The 19,004-nt window shown below is 64.3% G+C and carries 18 protein-coding genes; 16 read left to right on the top strand and 2 right to left on the bottom strand.

The genetic code is table 11. The annotated features are described in order from the left end of the window. Positions 1-120: 120 nt before the first annotated feature. Entirely contained in the window at positions 121-801 is a 681-nt protein-coding gene (locus tag BLR92_RS07745) for a GntR family transcriptional regulator (RefSeq protein ID WP_089727230.1), read from the top strand. 5 nt (positions 802-806) lie between these two features. On the opposite strand, the gene BLR92_RS07740 is transcribed toward BLR92_RS07745, so the two are convergent. Together BLR92_RS07740 and BLR92_RS07735 are read right to left on the bottom strand one after the other, a co-directional pair. Further along, positions 807-1,421 carry an IMPACT family protein gene (locus BLR92_RS07740; protein WP_089727228.1) on the bottom strand — a complete coding sequence of 205 codons (615 nt, stop codon included), beginning with the start codon at positions 1,419-1,421 and terminating at the stop codon, positions 807-809. After that, the gene (locus BLR92_RS07735; RefSeq protein ID WP_089727226.1) at positions 1,421-1,894 is read right to left on the bottom strand and encodes a LexA family protein; all 474 of its coding nucleotides are present in this window, start codon (positions 1,892-1,894) and stop codon (positions 1,421-1,423) included. Before BLR92_RS07735 ends, BLR92_RS07740 begins: the two co-directional genes overlap by 1 nt. A gap of 189 nt (positions 1,895-2,083) precedes the next feature. On the opposite strand from BLR92_RS07735, the gene ccmA reads away from it, so the two are divergent. The 15 genes from ccmA to BLR92_RS07660 all read left to right on the top strand — a co-directional run bounded on the left by ccmA (position 2,084) and on the right by BLR92_RS07660 (position 19,004). Continuing rightward, a complete protein-coding gene (gene ccmA / locus BLR92_RS07730; protein ID WP_089727224.1) occupies positions 2,084-2,758 on the top strand; it encodes a cytochrome c biogenesis heme-transporting ATPase CcmA in 675 nt (224 codons plus the stop codon). Beyond that, positions 2,745-3,443 (top strand): heme exporter protein CcmB, encoded by a 699-nt coding sequence (gene ccmB / locus BLR92_RS07725; RefSeq protein WP_089727222.1) that lies wholly within the window; start codon positions 2,745-2,747, stop codon positions 3,441-3,443. Before ccmA ends, ccmB begins: the two co-directional genes overlap by 14 nt. A gap of 9 nt (positions 3,444-3,452) precedes the next feature. Then, positions 3,453-4,205: a heme ABC transporter permease gene (locus BLR92_RS07720; RefSeq protein ID WP_089727220.1), complete on the top strand. Its 753-nt coding sequence runs from the start codon at positions 3,453-3,455 to the stop codon at positions 4,203-4,205. Next, positions 4,205-4,432: a heme exporter protein CcmD gene (gene ccmD, locus BLR92_RS07715; RefSeq protein WP_089727218.1), complete on the top strand. Its 228-nt coding sequence runs from the start codon at positions 4,205-4,207 to the stop codon at positions 4,430-4,432. Before BLR92_RS07720 ends, ccmD begins: the two co-directional genes overlap by 1 nt. Next, a complete protein-coding gene (gene ccmE, locus BLR92_RS07710; protein WP_089727216.1) occupies positions 4,422-4,946 on the top strand; it encodes a cytochrome c maturation protein CcmE in 525 nt (174 codons plus the stop codon). The genes ccmD and ccmE overlap by 11 nt, the downstream gene beginning before the upstream one ends. Positions 4,947-4,958: 12 nt before the next feature. Next, positions 4,959-6,962 carry a heme lyase CcmF/NrfE family subunit gene (locus BLR92_RS07705; RefSeq protein ID WP_089727214.1) on the top strand — a complete coding sequence of 668 codons (2,004 nt, stop codon included), beginning with the start codon at positions 4,959-4,961 and terminating at the stop codon, positions 6,960-6,962. Next, on the top strand, positions 6,959-7,492 hold the full coding sequence (locus BLR92_RS07700; RefSeq protein WP_089727212.1) for a DsbE family thiol:disulfide interchange protein: 534 nt from the start codon (positions 6,959-6,961) through the stop codon (positions 7,490-7,492). Before BLR92_RS07705 ends, BLR92_RS07700 begins: the two co-directional genes overlap by 4 nt. Beyond that, the gene (locus BLR92_RS07695; protein ID WP_245704136.1) at positions 7,477-8,016 is read left to right on the top strand and encodes a cytochrome c-type biogenesis protein; all 540 of its coding nucleotides are present in this window, start codon (positions 7,477-7,479) and stop codon (positions 8,014-8,016) included. Before BLR92_RS07700 ends, BLR92_RS07695 begins: the two co-directional genes overlap by 16 nt. After that, complete coding sequence (gene ccmI / locus BLR92_RS07690; RefSeq protein WP_089727207.1) at positions 8,013-9,254, top strand: c-type cytochrome biogenesis protein CcmI; 1,242 nt, start codon at positions 8,013-8,015, stop codon at positions 9,252-9,254. Before BLR92_RS07695 ends, ccmI begins: the two co-directional genes overlap by 4 nt. A 4-nt stretch (positions 9,255-9,258) precedes the next feature. Continuing rightward, positions 9,259-12,768 carry a chromosome segregation protein SMC gene (gene smc, locus BLR92_RS07685; RefSeq protein ID WP_089727205.1) on the top strand — a complete coding sequence of 1,170 codons (3,510 nt, stop codon included), beginning with the start codon at positions 9,259-9,261 and terminating at the stop codon, positions 12,766-12,768. A gap of 194 nt (positions 12,769-12,962) precedes the next feature. Further along, on the top strand, positions 12,963-14,375 hold the full coding sequence (locus BLR92_RS07680) for a cell division protein ZipA C-terminal FtsZ-binding domain-containing protein (protein WP_089727201.1): 1,413 nt from the start codon (positions 12,963-12,965) through the stop codon (positions 14,373-14,375). A 108-nt stretch (positions 14,376-14,483) separates the two neighbouring features. Continuing rightward, positions 14,484-16,547, top strand: coding sequence for an NAD-dependent DNA ligase LigA (ligA, locus tag BLR92_RS07675; protein ID WP_089727200.1), 2,064 nt, complete (start codon positions 14,484-14,486; stop codon positions 16,545-16,547). Then, a complete protein-coding gene (locus BLR92_RS07670; RefSeq protein ID WP_089727198.1) occupies positions 16,544-16,813 on the top strand; it encodes a YheU family protein in 270 nt (89 codons plus the stop codon). Before ligA ends, BLR92_RS07670 begins: the two co-directional genes overlap by 4 nt. A gap of 148 nt (positions 16,814-16,961) precedes the next feature. Further along, entirely contained in the window at positions 16,962-18,137 is a 1,176-nt protein-coding gene (locus BLR92_RS07665; protein ID WP_089727196.1) for a patatin-like phospholipase family protein, read from the top strand. Between the two features lie 63 nt (positions 18,138-18,200). Further along, positions 18,201-19,004 carry a 3-hydroxybutyrate dehydrogenase gene (locus BLR92_RS07660; RefSeq protein ID WP_089727194.1) on the top strand — a complete coding sequence of 268 codons (804 nt, stop codon included), beginning with the start codon at positions 18,201-18,203 and terminating at the stop codon, positions 19,002-19,004.

Here is a 19,004-nt window from a genome sequence, read left to right as displayed (position 1 = left end):
ATTTTTGTAATTTAAATCGTTTGTTTTAATTAAAATCGATTATTGTTGAAAGAATATAGATTGCTGGTTCGAGATGCGTCAAGCTTGCATGACGACGTCATTGCAGGGTGAGGAGGGAAGATGGCAAAAGACGCGAAAGAAGAGGGGGCGACCACGGCGAGTCGGATATTCGATATTCTGCGTCACGACCTGGTGAACGGTCGTTTCACCGCCGGCGAAAAGCTCGGCATCAGTGCCTTGCGTGAGCACTATCAGGTGGGGCTGAGCCCGCTGCGCGAGGCGCTCAATCGCCTGGCCGCCTATGGCTTGCTGATCCAGGAGAACCAGCGTGGCTTTCGCGTGCCGCGCCTGGCCCGCATCGAACTGGACGACATCACCGAGATGCGCCGTCAGCTAGAGGGCATGGCGCTGGAGCGGGCGATTCGCCATGGCGACGCCGAGTGGGAATCGCTGCTGCTGGCCGCTCGTCATCGCCTGATGCGCGCCGATAACGACCCGAGCCAGTTAGATCAATGGGAGCAGCACCATACGCACTTCCACCGCACCCTGGTGGCGCCGTGCCAATCGGTATGGCTGCTGCGTTTTATCGAGCAGTTGCATGACCAGTTCGACCGCTACCGACGCATGGCGCCGCCGATACCCTCGGTTCGCAGCACGCTGGACGCACAGCACGGCGAGCTGGTGGAGTTGGCATTGGCGCGCGATGCGGGCGGCGCCAGGGCGCTGCTCGACAGGCATATCGAGCTGTCCTATGAAGTGGCTTTGGGCAGTTGCGCCGACGCTGTCGGCCGCACCGGCTGAGCGGGCTATTCGAGAACGCTCAGTTGGCCCTTGAGGCGTGATTCCAACGCCGCCAGGTCATGCGTGTCAGCGAGTGGCCAGCCGACCGTGAGGGTGACGCCTTCGGCATCATAGTCGGCGGCATCGACCGGGATGTCGCGCTCGCCGAGCCAGGCGCGCGCCTCGGCTTCGCCGGCAAAGTCGATCTTGAGGCGCCGCGCCGTGCGTTCGGTGAAGTCATCCAGGCGCAGGCTCTCCAGGGCCTTGTGCACGACCTGCGCGTAGGCGCGCGCCAACCCACCGGTGCCCAACTTGGTGCCGCCGAAATAGCGCGTTACCACGCAGCCGATCTGACCGATGCCGGCGCCATCGAGCACCTGATACATCGGCCGCCCGGCGGTGCCGCCGGGTTCGCCGTCGTCAGAGAAGCCAATCGCGTTCTGCTCGCCGGGCGGGCCGGCGATAAAGGCACTGCAATGGTGGCTGGCGTCGGGGTAGGTCTTGCGGGCCCGGGCGAGTAGCGCCTCGAAAGCGGCGACTCGCGGCGCGTGGCAGACCCAGGCAATGAAGCGGCTGCGCTCGATTTCGATCTCGGCGACGTGAATGTCAGCGGCATCGAGCGCGGGAATCGGGTAGTGCATCAGGCCGCGTGGGCGGGCTGGCGCATCACGCCCATTACCAGCCCCAACACCTGGATGTCGTCGTTCTTCAGGTAGATGGGTTGCATGTCCTGATTGGCGGGTTGCAGGCGCACGCCGGATTTCTCGATATACAGCTTTTTCAGCGTCACTTCCTGGTTGTTGATCATCACCACGGCGGTTTCGCCGTTTTCGGCACTTTCGTAGCGCTCGATGATGATCACGTCGCCATCGTGGATGTTGCAGTCGATCATCGAATCGCCGCGTACCTTCAGCGCGTAGGTATTGCGCCGCACCATGCGCGATGGGATATACACGCTGCTCTGCTCGGGGCAGACCTCGATCGGCATGCCGGCGGCCACTTGGCCGAGCAGCGGCACCTCGACCAGATCGGTCGCGTCGATTTCTTCCCAGGCGCCATCGACCAGCGGCAGGTTGGGCAGGCGGTGCAGGTAGTGCGGTGTGGCGTGCGGCATGACCCTACTCCCATGGAGATAACCTCGCGCATCATAGCAAGCGCAGCGAGCCCGGAGAATGGGCTACCAAGGTCGCATCCTGGCGGTGATCCTCGTCGAAGATGCGACGCGCTGACGCACGGCGTTGCTGGTCGCTCAAGGGCTTTTTGTGTACAGTGCCGGGCTGATCATGAGTGGTGGGGAATCGCCGTGACATTCCGCCTCGACGCACGTGGATTGGCCTGCGAACGCGACGATCGCTGGCTGTTTAGGGGGCTCGACCTGAGCGTCGCTCCCGGCGAAGTGCTTCGCGTCGAAGGCCCCAACGGTAGCGGCAAGACCACCTTGCTGAAGATTCTGTCGGGCCAGCTTTCCGATCATCGGGGCGAGCTGACCTGGGGTGGCGAGCCGATGCGCCGGGTGCGCGCGGCCTTTCTCACCAATCTGCTGTATATGGGCCATGCCCCCGGCGTCAAGGCGGCGCTGACGCCGCTCGAAAACCTGGCCTGGTATCAGGCGTTGAATGGCGAGCGTGGCAGCGACGCCGAGCGCCTGGCGGCGCTGGATGAAATCGGCCTGGGCGGTTTCGAGGACATTCCCACGGCGCAGCTATCCGCCGGCCAGCAGCGCCGCGTGGCGCTGGCCCGCCTGGTGCTGATGCCGCGTCCGTTGTGGGTGCTCGACGAGCCGTTCACGGCGATCGACCGGCAAGGCGTCGATGCCCTGGAGCGTCGTATACAAGCGCATGCGCACGCCGGTGGTGGCGTGATTCTGACCACCCATCATGCGTTGTCCGCGCTCGATGCGCAGCGCAGCGTGGTGCTGGGCCACGGCGAGACCGTGCAAGCCGAACCGGCGCTCGGGAGTCTCCATGCGGGTCGTTGAACCGAGAGCGGGCCTGGGTGTCGCAATAGCGGCGACCGTCAAGCGCGACCTGACCCTGATGCTGCGGCGACGCAGCGAGGTCATCAATCCGCTGGTGTTTTTCGCGCTGGTCATCACCCTGTTCCCGTTGGGCATTTCTCCTGCGCCCGCACTGCTCGCCGAAATCGCGCCGGGGCTTTTATGGGTCGCGGCGCTGCTGGCCACCCAATTATCGCTGGATGCACTGTTTCGCGGCGATCACGACGATGGCAGTCTGGAACAACTGCTGTTGGCGCCCCAGCCACTGGCGGCGCTGGTGTTGGCCAAGGTGCTGGTGCATTGGTTGCTGACCGGGTTGCCGCTGGCGCTGATGGCGCCGCTGCTGGGGCTGATGCTGTCGCTGCCGAGCGGCGGTTATGGCGTATTGATGCTGTCGTTGGCGCTGGGCAGCGCCAGCCTGAGCTTGATTGGCGCCATCGGCGCGGCATTGACGGTGGGGCTGGCGCGCGGCGGCGTATTGCTGTCGTTGCTGGTGTTGCCGCTTTATATACCGGTACTGATCTTCGGCGCGGGCGCCGTGCAGGTCATCACGCTGGGTGGTAATGCCGCGCCGCACCTGGCGATTCTTGGTGCCTTGCTGGCGGTCGCGCTGATGCTCGCGCCCTGGGCGATCGCCGCCGCGCTGCGCATCAGTATCAACGGTTGAGGGACGGGCATGTGGGCCTTTATACATAAACTGGGTTCGCCCAAATGGTTTTATGCCATCGCCATGCGCTTGCAGCCCTGGTTCTGGACCGCCGCGCTGGTATTGCTGGCGGTCGGTAGCGTCTGGGGGCTGGCGTTCGCCCCGGCGGATTACCAGCAAGGCAACAGCTTTCGTATCATCTACGTGCATGTGCCGGCGGCGATTCTCGCTCAATCGTGCTTTATCGCGTTGGCCGCGGCGGCGCTGGTGTTCCTGGTGTGGAAGATCAAGGTCGCCGACATGGCGGCGGCGGTGATCGCGCCATTCGGCGCGGCGATGACCTTCGTCGCGCTGTTCTCCGGCTCGGTGTGGGGCGTGCCCACCTGGGGCACCTGGTGGATATGGGACGCGCGCCTGACCTCGATGTTGATCCAGTTATTCCTGTATCTTGGGGTGATTGCCCTGCGTGGCGCCTTTCTCAGCCGCGATAGCGGCGCCCGGGCGGCATCGGTACTGGCGCTGGTCGGCGTGGTCAATATCCCGATCATCAAGTACTCGGTCGAATGGTGGAACACCTTGCATCAGCCGGCGACGTTCACGCTGACCGAACGCCCGGCGATGCCGCCCGAGATGTGGCTGCCATTGCTGATCATGGTGCTGGGCTTTTACTGTTTCTTCATCGCCCTGACCTTGATGCGCACGTGCAGCGAAATACTCAAGCGCGAGTCCGCCAAGCGCTGGGTGCGCGAACTGGCCGATGAAGCGCCCGGAGGCAAGCGCTGATGGCCTTCGATTCGCTAGCCGCGCTATTGGCCATGGGTGGCCATGCGCCCTATGTGTGGCCGGCCTGGGGAGTGACCGCGGCGCTGCTGATCGGCAGCGCATGGCATGCCCGGGCCGAACGTCGCCAACGGATTCGAGAACTCAAGCGACGCAATCGCCGGGAGCGCAGTGCCGCAAAGCGCGACGCTCCCGGGGACTTTTCCGAACGAGAAGCCGATGACGCCTAAACGCAAGCAGCGCCTGTACGTGCTAGTGGGGCTGGTCGCCCTGGCGGCGATTGCCGTGGGGCTGACCCTCTACGCGCTACGCAGCAACATCAACCTGTTCTTCAGCCCGACCCAGATCGCCGCCGGCGAAGCGCCGGTCGAGCGTCAGATTCGTGCCGGTGGCATGGTCAAGCAGGGCAGCGTGTCGCGCAGTGGCGAGACCCTCGACGTGACCTTCGTGGTCACCGACTATCAGGATGACCTGCGGATCACCTACAACGGTATCCTGCCCGACCTGTTTCGCGAGGGGCAGGGCGTGGTGGTGATCGGTCAGCTCGATAGCGAGGGTGTGCTGCATGCCGATCAGGTGCTGGCCAAGCACGATGAAAACTACATGCCGCCGGGAGTCGCCGCCGCGCTCAAGGCATCCGGCAAGACACCCGCCGCGATCGAGTCTTCCGGCATGACATCCGCCGCGAGTAAAGTCCAGGCGTCCGGCGAAACATCTGCCGGTTACGGCACGACCGTCGAGTAACCGGGAGGCAGCATGCTCAGCAAGATCATTCCCGAAATCGGCCACTACGCGGTGATTCTGGCGCTGTTGATGGCAGTCGTGCAGGCCACCGTGCCGCTGGCCGGCGCGGCGACCCGCCGCCCGTTGTGGATGGCCTTCGCGCGGCCCATGGCGGCGGGGCAGTTCCTGTTCCTGCTGGTGGCGTTCGCCTGCTTGATGGCCAGTTTCCTGCTCGATGAATTCAGCGTCGCCTACGTGGCCAGCAACTCCAACTCGATGCTGCCCTGGTACTACAAGGCCAGCGCGGTGTGGGGCAGCCACGAGGGCTCGGTGCTGCTGTGGAGCCTGATGCTCGGCGGCTGGAGCTTCGCCGTCAGCCTGTTCTCGGGCCGCCTGCCGCGCGACATGCTGGCGCGCGTGCTGAGCGTGATGGGCATGGTCTGCGTCGGCTTTCTGCTGTTCATCCTGCTTACCTCGAATCCGTTTCGGCGGCTGCTGCCCGACATACCGGCGGACGGCGCCGATCTCAATCCGCTGTTGCAGGATTTCGGCCTGATCATCCACCCGCCGATGCTCTATATGGGCTATGTGGGTTTCTCGGTGGTCTTCGCCTTCGCCATCGCCGCGCTGATCGGTGGGCGTCTCGACGCCGCCTGGACGCGCTGGGCGCGACCCTGGACCAACGTCGCCTGGGCCTTTCTCACCGTGGGCATCGCGCTGGGTAGCTGGTGGGCCTATTACGAACTGGGCTGGGGCGGCTGGTGGTTCTGGGACCCGGTGGAAAACGCCTCGCTGCTGCCCTGGCTGGCCGGTACCGCGCTGATGCACTCGCTGGCGGTGACCGAGAAGCGCGGCAGCTTCAAGAGCTGGACGGTGCTGCTGGCGATCACCACCTTCTCGCTGTCGCTGCTCGGCACCTTCCTGGTGCGCTCGGGGGTGTTGACCTCGGTGCATGCCTTCGCCAACGACCCGGCTCGGGGCACGTTCATCCTGGTGTTGCTGGGCCTGACGGTGGGCGGCTCGCTGCTGCTTTTCGCGCTGCGCGCGCCGCGCGTCAATCACACGGTCGGCTTCGGCTGGCTGTCGCGTGACGCGCTGCTGCTGATCAACAACATCGTATTGGTGATCATGACCGTCACGGTGCTGCTGGGCACGCTCTACCCGCTGATTCTCGATGCCCTGGAGCTGGGCAAGATCAGCGTCGGCCCGCCGTACTTCAATGCGCTGTTCGTGCCTCTGACCACGCTGTTGTGCATCTTCATGGGCCTCGGCCCGTTGGCGCGCTGGAAGCAGATGGCCGGGCGCGAGCTGTTTCGTCGCCTGCTGTGGTCCGCGCTGGCGTCGCTGGCGATCGCCGCCGTGGCGCCGCTGCTTTACGACGGCGAGTGGAACCTGTGGGTCTCGCTGGGGCTGGCGATTGCGCTATGGGTAGTGCTGGCGCTGGTGCGCGATGTGTTCGACAAGTTGCGCAACGCGACGTCGCTCGCGGCCGGTTTCAAGCGGTTGTCTCCGGCCTACTGGGGCATGGTGCTCGGTCATCTGGGCCTGGCGGTGACCATCGTCGGCGTGACGGTGGTTTCGCATTACAACGTCGAGCGCACCGTGCGCATGGCGGTGGGCGACAGCGTCGAGCTCGCCGGTTACACCTTCGTCATGCGCGATTTTAGCGAGCGTCGCGGCCCCAACTACATCGCCGATACCGCGACCATCGAGGTGCTCCGCGCGGGAGAGCGGGTCGAGATCATGCGCCCCGAGAAGCGCCTCTATCTGGCGCGCAACATGCCGATGACCGATGTCGCCCTGCGCCCGGGGCTGTTCAGCGACCTGTACGTGGCGATGGGCGAGCGCCTGGGCGATGGCGACTGGGCGCTGCGCATCCAGTACAAACCGTTCGTGCGCTGGTTGTGGCTCGGCGCGTTGCTGATGGCCTGCGGCGGGATTCTCGCCGTGGCCGACCGGCGCTATCGGCGGGCCTCGCGGCGTGCGAGGCAAGGCTCGGCAGCCAAGGCCAACGGGCTCGAAGAGGTGCATGCATGAAGCGGCGCCTGCTATTGCTGATCCCGCTGGCGATATTCGTGTTGTTGGCGGTGTTTCTCTATCAGGGCCTGTCGCTGAACCCCAGCGCGCGGGAGTCGGCGTTGCTGGCTCGCGAATTCCCCGATTTCGAGCTGTCGACGCTGGCCGACCCCGAGGCGCGAGTGGATGAGTCGCTGCTCGAGGGCCAGGTCAGCGTGGTCAATGTATGGGGCGAATGGTGCCCGACCTGCAAGCAGGAGATGCCGCAACTGCTGGCACTCGCCGATCACGGCGTGCGATTGATCGGCATCGACTACAAGGACACCCGCGCCAAGGCCCGCGAATTTCTTACCACCTACGGCAATCCCTTCGAGGTCAATATCTTCGATCCCGACGGCACGCTGGGCTTCGACCTGGGTGTGTATGGTGCGCCGGAAACCTTCATCGTCGATGCCGAGGGAGTGATTCGCTATCACCACACGGGCTACATCACGCCCGAGGACGTCGAACGGGTAATCCTGCCGGAGGTGAGAAAATGGCGTTCCCAATGAGCCTGAGCCGGTTGTGGAATGCATGGCCAAGGCCCTGGTCGAGCCCATGCCTGAGCCAGGTGTTGAGCGTGCTGTTTTGTCTGCTGTTGCTGTCGGCGCTGGCGGGTCCGGCATCGGCGGCCATCGAGGTTCATCGCTTCGATAACCCGGTCACCCAGCAGCGTTACCAGGATCTGACCGACAACCTGCGCTGCCCCAAATGCCAGAATCAGGCGATCGGCGACTCCAACTCACCGATTGCCGAAGACATGCGCGAGCAGGTCGTCGTGTTGCTCGAGGACGGGCGCTCGGATCGCGAGATACAGGATTATATGGTTCGCCGCTTCGGCGATTACGTGCTCTACAACCCCCGCCTGTCGGGCCGCACCTGGCTGCTGTGGGGGCTGCCGGCCGGCCTGGTGGTGCTCGGCGCGCTCGTCATCGGCCTGATCGTGCGTGCGCGACGCCGCGCCGCCGGCCAGGCGCTCAGCGTGGCGGAACGCGAACGCCTCAATGCCCTGATCAATCGCGAGAGAACCGAATGAACCTGCTCTGGTTAGCGCTGGGTCTGCTGTTGCTGCCGGCGCTGTGGCTACTACTCCTGCCGCTGCGCCAGGCGCGTGGCGTGCATGCCGCCCAGCAAGCCTTCGAGGCCGAAGGGCGTAACACCGAGCAGAACGTCACGGTCTACCGGCAGCGTCTGGCTTCGCTTGAAGCCGCGCGCGAGCGCGGCGAGATCGATGCCGCACGCTTCGACGATAGCCGTCTGGAACTCGACCGCAGCCTGCTCGAGGATGCCGAGGGTCAGCGTCGCTCGCCACTCAAGTCGCCGTCCGCGGGCCGCCTGCTGGTGCCATTGATAATGCTGACGCTGGTGGTGGTCAGCCTGGTGTGGTACCAGCGCGAGGGCGCGCAGGGCGATCTGGCGATCTATAACGTCTATCAGCAGGTACGCAGCTCACCGGATGGCTCGCTGGCGATGCTGGTCGGCGGTCTCGAGAATCAGGCGGCGCTGCAACCCGACAACCCCAAGGTATGGCTGTCGCTGTTCCCGCTGTATCGCGACAGCGGCCAGTTCGACAAGGCGACCCATGCGTTGCAGCGGCTGATCGAGCTGCAAGGGCGCCGCCCCGGCCTGCTCGCCCAGTTGGCGCAGATCAAGTTCTTCGCCGCCAACCGCACCCTGACCGACGAGGTACAGGCGCTGGTCGACGAAACCCTGGCCAAGCAGCCGCATCAGCCCACGGTGCTGGGCATGCTGGGTATCGAGGCCTTCGATCACGGTCGTTACGAAGAAGCCATCGGCTATTGGCGCGAGGCCATCGCCGGCTTCGGCGACGCCGGCTCGGCGGCGGCGCTGCGCGAGGGTATCGCGGTGGCCCAGCAGCGTCTGGGCATCGCACCCGAGGCGACCGACCAGTCGGGTGCTGGTGGCCCTGCGCTGACGGTCGCGGTCGAACTCGCCAAGGAGCTACGCAACCGGGCGGCGCCCGACGACACGGTTTTCGTGATCGCGCGCGATGTGCCTGGGAAGTTGCCGCCGCTGGCCATCGAACGGGCCACGGTGGCCGATCTGCCGCTCGAAGTGACGCTGGACGATGGCGATGCCATGGCACCGATGGCGCGGCTATCGCAGGTCGATGAAGTGCGTCTGACGGTGCGCGTCTCGCCCAGCGGCCAGGCCACGCCGCAGCCCGGCGATCTGGTCGGCGAGGCCGGCCCGGTCACGCTCGGCGATGCCGCCGCGCCAATCGCCGTCACCATCGACCGCGTGGTGGACTGAGCGAATGCGCCTGAAGTCGATCAAGCTGGCTGGCTTCAAGTCGTTCGTCGACCCCGTCACGGTGCCGTTCGACGGCAACATGACGGCGATCGTCGGCCCCAACGGCTGTGGCAAGTCCAACGTCATCGACGCGGTGCGCTGGGTGATGGGCGAGTCCTCGGCCAAGACGCTGCGTGGCGAGTCGATGACCGATGTCATCTTCAATGGCGCGACAGGGCGCAAGCCGGTGGGCCAGGCATCCATCGAATTATTCTTCGACAATCGCGACGGCAGCATGGGCGGCGCTTACGCCCAATACGCCGAGATCGCGGTCAAGCGCGTGGTCACCCGCGATAGCCAGTCGAGTTACTTCTTCAATGGCCAGAAGTGCCGCCGCCGCGACATCGCCGACCTGTTCCTGGGCACCGGCCTGGGACCGCGTTCCTACGCGTTGATCGGCCAGGGCATGATCTCGCGGTTGATCGAGGCGCGCCCCGAGGAATTGCGCTCGACCCTCGAGGAAGCCGCCGGCATCTCCAAGTACAAGGAGCGCCGCCGCGAGACCGAAAACCGCATGCGGCGTACCCAGGAGAACCTCGAGCGCCTCGACGACATTCGCGAGGAACTCGACAAACAGCTCGAACGCTTGCAGCGTCAGGCTGAGGCGGCGCGCCGCTACCAGACGCTCAAGCAGCAGGAATATCGCCTCAAGGGCGAATTGACGCTACTGCGCCGGCGCGGGCTGCGGGCGCAGCAGGGCGAGCAGGAAAGCCGGGTCCGCGAACTGGAAACCCAGGTCGAGCGGGAGATCCTGGGCAGTCGCCAGTGCGAGAGCCGCCTCGAGCAGTCGCGCCTGGAGCATGACCGGCTCGCCGAGCAGCTCGAGGGCTACCAGGCACGCTTCTACGCCACCGGTGCCGCCATCGCCCGGCTCGAGCAGCGCCTCGAGCATGCCCGTAGCCAGGAACAGCAGCTAGCGCGCGATCTCGAAACGGCGCGCCGCGAGCTGGCCGAACTCGACCGCCTCGGCGACGAGGACGACCAGCGCCTGCGGCATCTCGACGAGCGGCTGGAAACGCTGACCCCGGAGCGCGAAGCGGTCAATGAGTCGCTGGCCGAACTCGAAGCCGCCCTCGAAGAGGCCGAGCAGGCCCATGAAGATATCCAGAGCGATTGGGAGGCCTTTAGCGAACAGGATCGTGAAGCCGGTCGCCAGGCCGAGCGAGCCCAGGATGCCGTGCGCCATTTCGAGCGCGCCATCGAGACCCTGGCCGGCGATATTCAGCGTCGCCGCCAGCAGCGCGACGAGTTGCCCGACCAGCACGCACTGCGTCAGCAACGCGAAGGCTTCGGCGAGCAACTCGCCGAACTCGATTTGCAGCTCGAGGCGCTGGAGTCGCGGCGTGAGCGCGCGCAGGCCGAGCGTGACCGGGCGCGCGAGGCAATCAGCGACGCCGAGGCCGCGCGCGAGGCGGATCGCCAGCGGCGCAGCCAGTTGCAAGGCGAGCTGGCTTCGCTCGACGCGCTGATCGAGGCCAGTCTCAGCGACAGCGACGAGGCGCTCGAGGCACGCCTGGCGCATCACGGGCTGGGTTCGGCGCCGCGTCTCGCCGAGCGCATGCGCGTCGCGCCGGGGTGGGAAAACGCCGTCGCCTGGGTGCTCGGCCCGTGGCTCAACGCCCGTCTGGTGTCCGAGCTGGCGCGTGACACGCTGCTCGGTGAAGGGCTCGACGAAGAACTCGCCAGCGCTGAGTTGACGCTCCTCGTCGACACCGCGTGCGAGGCGCCACCGGGCACCCTGGCGGCGCGCGTTGAGCATGCCGGCGCCGCGTCGCAGCTATTGGCGGCTATCCGCTGTGTCGACGACCATGCCCAGGCCTGGGCGCTGCTCGACCGATTGGCGCCGGGCGAAAGCGTGCTGAGCGCCGATGGCCTGTGGCTCGGTCGCGGCTGGGCGTGGCGACGCGGCACGGGCGATAGCGCCGATAGCGTGCTCATTCAGCAGCGCCGGCGTGAGGAAGTCGCTGCCGAACTGGAAATCGTCGAGGCGCAGCTGGATGACCACGCGACGCGACTCGCCGAGGCCGGCCAGCGCGACGCAACCGGCGAGCAGACGCTGGAACGATGCCGGATCGAGGAGCGCGAACTGGGGCAACGCCGCCAGCAGGTGGCGCTCGAAGAAAACAACCTGGCCGCTCGCCTGGAGCATAACGACGCGCGAGCGCGGGATATCGACGCCGAACTCGGCGAACTCGAGGCCGCTCGCGAGGCTCGCGCGCTGGAACTGGAAGAGGCGCGCGAGCGCTGGCAGGCGGCGATGACGACCCTCGATGAAAGCAGCCAGCGGCGCGAGGATCTGGCTCGCGTTCGCCGCGAGGCCCAGGAGTCGCTGGCCGGGCAGCGCTCGCGTCAGCGGCCATTGCAGGAGCGCGCCCAGCAGTTGGCGCTCGAACATCAGCGTTTGACCACCGAGCGCGCCGGCCTTGCCGAGCAGCGTGGCCGCAGCGATGAAACCCGCACCCGGCTCGAAGAGAAGTGCGGCGAACTCGAGGAACAGCGCGAGATGCTGCGCGAGCCCGAGGAAGACAGCCGCGGCGAACTCGATGAATTGCTGCATCGGCGCGCCGAGGAAGAGCGTGCGCTCAACGCCTGCCGCGACGAGGCCCAGCAACTGGCCGAGCTGTTGCGCGAAACCGAGGTGGCTCGCCAACAGCACGAGCGCAACCTGGAAGGTGTCCGCAGTCGCCTCGAAGAGGGCCGCATGCAGGTGCAGGCGCTCAAGCTCAAGGCCGACGCCCAGGATGAGACGCTCGCCGAACTGGGTCATGAGGCGGCGACGCTGGAAGCGCAACTCGACCCCAATGCCACCGAGTCGGCATGGCAGGCGCGCCTCGAGGAGACCGGCGAAAAGGTCAAGCGCCTGGGGGCGATCAACCTGGCGGCCATCGAAGAATATGATCAGCAAGCGGAACGAAGGGACTATCTCGAGGGTCAACATGCCGAGTTGAGCGAAGCGTTGGAGACCCTGGATCGGGCGATTCGCAAGATCGACCAGGAAACCCGCACGCGTTTCAAGCAGACTTTCGATCAGGTCAACGAGGGTATATCGCGTCTTTTCCCTCGGGTTTTCGGTGGCGGAACCGCGTGGCTAACGCTGACCGGCGAGGATTTGCTGGAGACCGGGGTGGCGATCATGGCACGACCGCCGGGCAAGAAGAACAGCACCATTCATTTGCTGTCGGGGGGCGAAAAGGCACTGACGGCATTGTCGCTGGTGTTCGCCATCTTCCAACTCAATCCGGCGCCGTTTTGTATGCTCGACGAAGTCGATGCACCACTGGATGATGCCAACGTGGGTCGTTATGCTGCGTTGGTCAAGGATATGTCGGCGTCGGTGCAGTTCATTTATATCACCCACAACAAGATCGCCATGGAAGCCGCCGATCGATTGATGGGCGTGACCATGCAGGAACCCGGCGTCTCGCGTCTGGTTTCGGTAGGCGTCGAGCAAGCGGCACAGCTTGCCGAGGCATAGAAAACTTGCAGGAAATGCCGAAAAGGTTTACCAACAACCATTAGTGGCAACAACAGGGACAAAAGAAGGGCGATTGTGCTGGGCTGAGGGGAAACTTGACTTTCGAAAAAAGTAGCCCTTTTTTTGGCAATCGCGCTATGCTATTGACGATAACTTATCAGGCATGGCGCCTTAGCAAACAGGCAAGACGACCCATGGAACTAAGAGAGTGGTTGATCATTCTGGGGCTGGTTCTGGTGACGATCATCGTCGTTGACGGTGTGCGTCGCCTACAGCGTCAGCGTAGAGTACCTCGCCTTGATCAGGTCAAGGGTGATGATGGCAGCCTGGCGACCGATCCCGAGGAAGCCGCCAGGCAAGCCGAAATCAACTGGGAGTTGCCTAATGGAGGGGCACGGGTCGTCAGGCCTGCGACACAGGCGGCGGTCGAACCGAAGCCCAAGTTGCAGCGTCAGGAACATCCTGGACCGTCCAAGGTATTCTCGCGGATGGAGCATACCGCGACTGCGGCTACGCCAAGCGCAGGAGAGCGTGCGCACGAGCGTGAACGCGAAGACATGGATGCGCTAAGTGAGTCGACGCCGCCAGCAGCCGAGAGCCATCGTTCAACCGCTCCGGCGGCCGAGCCGCTGCGCGCCGAGCGCGATGCCCCAGACAACGAGCCGGCAATGCAACCGCTGCGTCGTTCCGACGATGAACCGCGTGCGTTCGTCGATGATAGCGAAGTGGCGCATCATGACGACGACGCCGAAGCGCCGATGAGCCGCTTCAGTCGCGCAGGCATGGCGGCGGCATTGCGCTCCGGCAGTCAGCGTGTCTCGCAGTCGGTGCAGCGGATGTCCTCGGCACTCCAGCGTCACGACGACGAAGGTGTCGCGCATGCCAATGAACCTTCATTGGGTGGCGCTCCCGATCTTTCAGCGGGCAAGTCAGGGTCGGGCAGCGCTGAACGCCAGGCGCCGAGTGTCGCCTTCGAGCCGCCCTTCGAGCCGGTGGGCGAAACGGCGCGCGCTGCTGCGACGCCGGATGCCAGCCATGCCGACGAGCGGCCGCTGCCGGCGACGCACGACGATGTGGCTGATTACAAAGTCACGGCGCATCCGGTGGTGGAAAAGGCTCGCCGTCATCACGTCAGTGCCCAGCGCGCCCGCGAAACGCTGGCCCACGCCGAGGAAGTCATCGTCATCAGCGTCATGGCGCGCAACGAAGAGGGCTTCTCCGGCCCCGATCTGCTCAACCTGATGCTGGCCTGCGGTCTGCGCTACAGCGAGATGGGCATCTTCCTGCGCTACGAAACGGAGGACGCCGAGAGCGATCTGCAGTTCGCCATGGTCGATGTGGTCAAGCCCGGCACCTTCGATCTGGAAGCCCTGGACGATTTCGCCACGCCCGGCGTGACCTTCCTGATGCCGTTGCCCGGCGCGCAGGATTCGGCGGCGGCCTTCGAGGCGATGGTCGAAACCGCGATGGTGCTGGTGCGCAACATGGGCGGCGAGCTCAAGGATGAAAATCGCAGCGTGATGACCGCGCAGACCGTCGGTTTCGCCCGTCAGCGGGTCCAGGAGTTCGAGCGCCTCAATCGGCTGCACCGCTATCAGGCCAACTAGGCTTGGCTAGAAGCGACTAACTAGAAGCCAGAAACAAAACAACCCTGTGAGGTCTTCACGGGGTTGTTTTGCATGGGCTTGCGTAATCCGACAGAGACTCACGACTGCATGCGCCAGATCGACCCCAAGTTACTCGATGAAGTGACGCGCCTGCGCACCGAACTCGACGACGCCAATTACCGTTATTACGTTCTCGACGACCCGCAGCTGACCGACGCCGATTACGACCGTCGCCTGCGTCGCCTGCAGGAGCTGGAAGCGGCCTATCCTGATCTGGTGACGCCGGATTCGCCGACCCAGCGCGTCGGTGCGGCGCCGGCCGAAGGTTTTTCCGCCGTCGAACACGCCGTGCCGATGCTGTCGCTGGACAACGCCTTCGATGAAGCGGAGCTGGTGGCCTTTGCGCGGCGTGTCAACGAACGCCTCGAACGGACTATCGACGACCTGGCGTTCTGCTGCGAGCCCAAGCTCGATGGCCTGGCGGTATCGCTGGTCTACGAGCAGGGTCGGTTGATCAGCGGCGCGACACGCGGCGACGGACGTACCGGCGAGGGCATCACCACCAACCTGCGTACGCTGCGTTCGATTCCCCTCAAGCTGCGCGGTAGCGATATACCCGAACGGGTCGAAGTGCGTGGCGAGGTCTATATGCAGCAATCGGGCTTCGAAGCGCTCAACCAGCGCGCTCGGGAGGACGGCAGCAAGGTTTTCGCCAACCCGCGCAATGCCGCCGCCGGCAGCCTGCGTCAGCTCGACCCGCGCATCACCGCCAAACGACCGCTGGAATTCTGCGCCTACCAGACCATCCGCGGCGACGATCCCGATCGGACGCACTCCGCGCAGATAGCGCGGCTGCGTGATTACGGTTTTCGTATCAGTCCCGAGCTGGCCGTGGTCAAGGGCAGCGCCGGGCTGCTCGATTATTGCCGGCGATTGGGCGAGAAACGCGAGCGGCTCGACTATGACATCGACGGTGCGGTATTCAAGGTCGACGACCTGCGCTTGCAGCGCGAGTTGGGCTTCGTTGCCCGTGCGCCGCGCTGGGCCATCGCCTACAAGTACCCCGCCCAGGAGCAGACCACACGGCTCAACGACGTCGAATTCCAGGTCGGACGCACCGGCACGATCACGCCAGTGGCCAGGCTCGAACCGGTCAACGTGGCGGGCGTCATGGTTGCTAACGCGACGCTGCACAATCAGGACGAAATCGCCCGCTTGGGCGTGATGATTGGCGACAGCGTGGTCATTCGCCGCGCCGGCGACGTGATTCCGCAGGTGGTGCGGGTGCTCGAGCAGCAGCGGCCCGACGATGCGCGGCCCATCGAGTTTCCCGCCCGTTGCCCGGTGTGCGAATCCGAGGTGGAGCGTATCGAGGGCGAGGCGGCGATTCGCTGCCCGGCTGGGCTCTACTGCGCGGCGCAGCGCAAGGAAGCCATCAAGCACTTCGCCAGCCGCCGGGCCCTGGATGTCGATGGCCTGGGCGTCAAGCTGATCGACCAGCTGGTCGAGCAGGAATGGATCAAGACACCGGCCGATCTGTTTCAGCTAAGCGCTGAAGCTCTCACCAAGCTGCCGCGCATGGGCGAGAAGTCGGCGCACAATCTGGTCGCCGCGCTGGAGAAAGCCAAGCGGACCAGCCTGGCACGCTTCATTTATGCACTGGGCATACGTGAAGTCGGGGAGGCAACGGCGGGCAACTTGGCGCGCCACTTCGGCACGCTACAGGCGCTGATCGATGCCGAGCCGGCCGATCTCGAAGCGGTAACGGATATCGGACCGATCGTCGCCGCGCATGTGCATGCCTTTTTCGATGAAGCGCACAACCGTGAGACCGTTCGGCAACTGATCGATGCCGGGCTGACCTGGGACGAGCAGGAAGTGAGCGCTCGCCCGCAGTCGCTGGCCGGACAGACCTGGGTGCTCACCGGCACCCTGGAAAGCATGACCCGCGATGAAGGCAAGGCGCGGCTACAGGCGTTGGGCGCCAAGGTTTCGGGCAGCGTGTCGAAGAAGACCGCCGCTGTCGTGGCCGGGCCGGGCGCGGGCAGCAAGTTGGCCAAGGCCGAGGAATTGGGTGTCGAGGTGCTCGATGAAGAGACGTTTCTGAGCCGGTTGGCGTCTTGGGAGACGGGCGACGCCAGCGACGACGATACGGACAAGGAGGCATCATGAGCGGTCGCTTCGTCGAAATCCCTTACCGCATGTTGCCGGGTGAGACGCTCGATGCCCTGCTGGAGGCCTTCGTTACCCGACAGGGTTACGACACCACCGATACCAGCGGCGAGGGCATGCGCGGCTGGGTAGCGACCCTCAAGCGCCAGCTCGAGCGTAGCGAACTGATCATCGCCCACGATCTACAGACCGAGACCACCGAGGTAATGACGCTCGCCCAGTGGCGGGCCTTTGGGCGGGATATCGCCGACGACGAGGAAGGCTGATGATAAGAGGAGGCGACCTTCCTACGGCTCCCTATGATGCTTATTGACGCAGGACTCGGCATTAAAGTTGCGACGCAGTAATGTTGCGGTGCAGCAGGGAATTTCCTAAAGTGAGGTGATACATAGCCCACGGGTACGAGAAGTCAGCGTGCTCGAGTGGCAAGCCAACGCGGGCGCGGGGGGCTTGATGGTACGACCGATGAATATCCTGCTGCTTCAGGGCGGTGGCGCGCTAGGGGCCTATCAGGCCGGAGTCTTCGAGGCGCTCCAGCGCGCCGATATCGAACCCGACTGGGTAGTGGGAACCTCTGTAGGCGCGATCAACGGTGCTTTGATCGCGGGAAATCGCCCGCAAGACGCCCTCCCTAAACTGCAAGAGTTCTGGACGCGTATCGCCCAGCCGTCTCATGGCTACGGTGCGGTGCTGGAAGGGTATGAGGCGGGGGTGGCCAAGATGCTGGCGCTGACCAACGGCGTACCGGACTTTTTCAGCCCGCGCTTACCTTGGAACATTCCGTTATGGCAGAACCTCGGCAATGATCCCCCGAGCTTCTATGACACCTCACCCTTGCGCCGTACCTTGGAAACATTGGTGGATTTCGACGTGATTGGCACGCGCGATTTTCACGACGGCAAGCGTCTGAGCGTGGGGGCCGTCAATGTCGCTCGCGGGACACTGCGTTATTTCGACAGCCATCGCGATCACCTGACAGCGGATCACATTCTCGCCAGTGGCGCACTGCCGCCGGCTTTTCCGCCGGTGTGGATCGATGGCGAAGCCTATTGGGATGGCGGCGTGTTCTCCAATACGCCAATGAATTACGTGTTGCAGGACGAACGCCCCGGCAGCGATATGCCGATCAATTGCTATGTGGTCGATCTCTGGAGTCCCGAAGGGCCCATGCCCAGCACGATTGCCGATGTCATGCTCCGGGAGAAGGATATCCAGTACGCGTCGCGTGCCGGTGAAAATCTGCATTTCCTTCGAGAGATCCATCAACTACGAGAAGCCATCGAAATGCTCGGCCGGTATCTCCCGGCCGAGGCCCTGAGCGACCCACGGATTCAGTCCATCCTGGCTCTGGGACACCGAGCACCGGTCAATATCGTACGCTTACTGGCGCCGGCCCGGGAAAACGAAACCGTCCAGAAGGATATCGACTTTTCTTATTCCACCATCATGGCGCGCTGGCGTACCGGCTATCGCGACATGAGCAATGCGCTGGAAATATGTCCCTGCCAGCGCGACCCGGTCAGCGATGAGATCGGCGCCAATGTTTGCAGTTATCGCAGCATGTCGGACGGTCGTCTGGAAGAAGCTTGAGTGTCGTCACCCATTACTAAGGGCAGCTACCCGCCACCCTATGAAGGACACAAGGAGAGCATCATGTCACAGCATCCTGCGCAGGATCGCCTCAAGGATAAGGTGGCGTTGATTACCGGCGCCGCCAGCGGTATCGGTAAGCAAATCGCCACCCTGTTCGCCCGGCAGGGCGGCAAGGTCGCGATTCTCGATCTGGACCTGGAGGCCGCTGAAGCGACCGCCCGGGAACTCAATGAGCAGGGCGGCACGGCCCTGGGGGTTGGCGCCAACGTGACCGACGAAGCGCAGGTAGAAGCCGCCTTCAGGAAAACCATCGACACCTTCGGCCGGCTCGATGTGATGATCGCCAATGCGGGTTCCCAGCATGTCGAGCCGATCCACAAGCTGTCCTATGACAATTGGAAGAAAGTCACCGATATCCAGCTCGATGGCAGCTTTCTGGCCACCCGGGCGGCCTTTCGCCAGATGATGACCCAGGGTGACGGCGGCTGTCTTATCTACATGGGCTCGGTCCACTCCCATGAAGCCTCCGCCATGAAATCGCCCTATGTCACCGCCAAGCATGGCCTGCTGGGGCTCTGTCGAACCATGGCCAAGGAGGGCGCGGAATATGGCATTCGAGCCAATACCATCTGCCCCGGCTACGTGAAGACGCCGCTGGTGGAAAAGCAGATTCCCGACCAGGCCCGCGAGCACGGCATGAGTGAAGAGGAAGTCGTGGAGAAGGTGTTCCTGGCGGAAACGGTCGACAAGGAGTTCACGACCGTGGAAGACGTTGCCGAAACCGCGCTGTATCTCGCCACTTTCCCCTCCAATGCGCTGACCGGACAGTCGATCGTGGTCAGTCATGGCTGGTTCATGCAGTAG

The organism is Modicisalibacter muralis, assembly GCF_900102945.1.
In the GTDB taxonomy this organism is placed as follows: Bacteria; Pseudomonadota; Gammaproteobacteria; order Pseudomonadales; family Halomonadaceae; genus Modicisalibacter; species Modicisalibacter muralis.
The sequence above is the reverse complement of the archived record's forward strand: the minus strand, read 5'-3'. Positions and strand labels throughout refer to the sequence as shown.

Excerpts from the sequence above, each read along its gene's own strand:
- BLR92_RS07745 (WP_089727230.1), top strand. The coding sequence starts at position 121 with ATGGCAAAAGACGCGAAAGAAGAGGGGGCGACCACGGCGAGTCGGATA.
- BLR92_RS07740 (WP_089727228.1), bottom strand. The coding sequence starts at position 1,421 with ATGCACTACCCGATTCCCGCGCTCGATGCCGCTGACATTCACGTCGCC.
- BLR92_RS07735 (WP_089727226.1), bottom strand. The coding sequence starts at position 1,894 with ATGCCGCACGCCACACCGCACTACCTGCACCGCCTGCCCAACCTGCCG.
- ccmB (WP_089727222.1), top strand. The coding sequence starts at position 2,745 with ATGCGGGTCGTTGAACCGAGAGCGGGCCTGGGTGTCGCAATAGCGGCG.
- BLR92_RS07720 (WP_089727220.1), top strand. The coding sequence starts at position 3,453 with ATGTGGGCCTTTATACATAAACTGGGTTCGCCCAAATGGTTTTATGCC.
- ccmD (WP_089727218.1), top strand. The coding sequence starts at position 4,205 with ATGGCCTTCGATTCGCTAGCCGCGCTATTGGCCATGGGTGGCCATGCG.
- ccmE (WP_089727216.1), top strand. The coding sequence starts at position 4,422 with ATGACGCCTAAACGCAAGCAGCGCCTGTACGTGCTAGTGGGGCTGGTC.
- BLR92_RS07705 (WP_089727214.1), top strand. The coding sequence starts at position 4,959 with ATGCTCAGCAAGATCATTCCCGAAATCGGCCACTACGCGGTGATTCTG.
- BLR92_RS07700 (WP_089727212.1), top strand. The coding sequence starts at position 6,959 with ATGAAGCGGCGCCTGCTATTGCTGATCCCGCTGGCGATATTCGTGTTG.
- BLR92_RS07695 (WP_245704136.1), top strand. The coding sequence starts at position 7,477 with ATGGCGTTCCCAATGAGCCTGAGCCGGTTGTGGAATGCATGGCCAAGG.
- ccmI (WP_089727207.1), top strand. The coding sequence starts at position 8,013 with ATGAACCTGCTCTGGTTAGCGCTGGGTCTGCTGTTGCTGCCGGCGCTG.
- smc (WP_089727205.1), top strand. The coding sequence starts at position 9,259 with ATGCGCCTGAAGTCGATCAAGCTGGCTGGCTTCAAGTCGTTCGTCGAC.
- BLR92_RS07680 (WP_089727201.1), top strand. The coding sequence starts at position 12,963 with ATGGAACTAAGAGAGTGGTTGATCATTCTGGGGCTGGTTCTGGTGACG.
- ligA (WP_089727200.1), top strand. The coding sequence starts at position 14,484 with ATGCGCCAGATCGACCCCAAGTTACTCGATGAAGTGACGCGCCTGCGC.
- BLR92_RS07670 (WP_089727198.1), top strand. The coding sequence starts at position 16,544 with ATGAGCGGTCGCTTCGTCGAAATCCCTTACCGCATGTTGCCGGGTGAG.
- BLR92_RS07660 (WP_089727194.1), top strand. The coding sequence starts at position 18,201 with ATGTCACAGCATCCTGCGCAGGATCGCCTCAAGGATAAGGTGGCGTTG.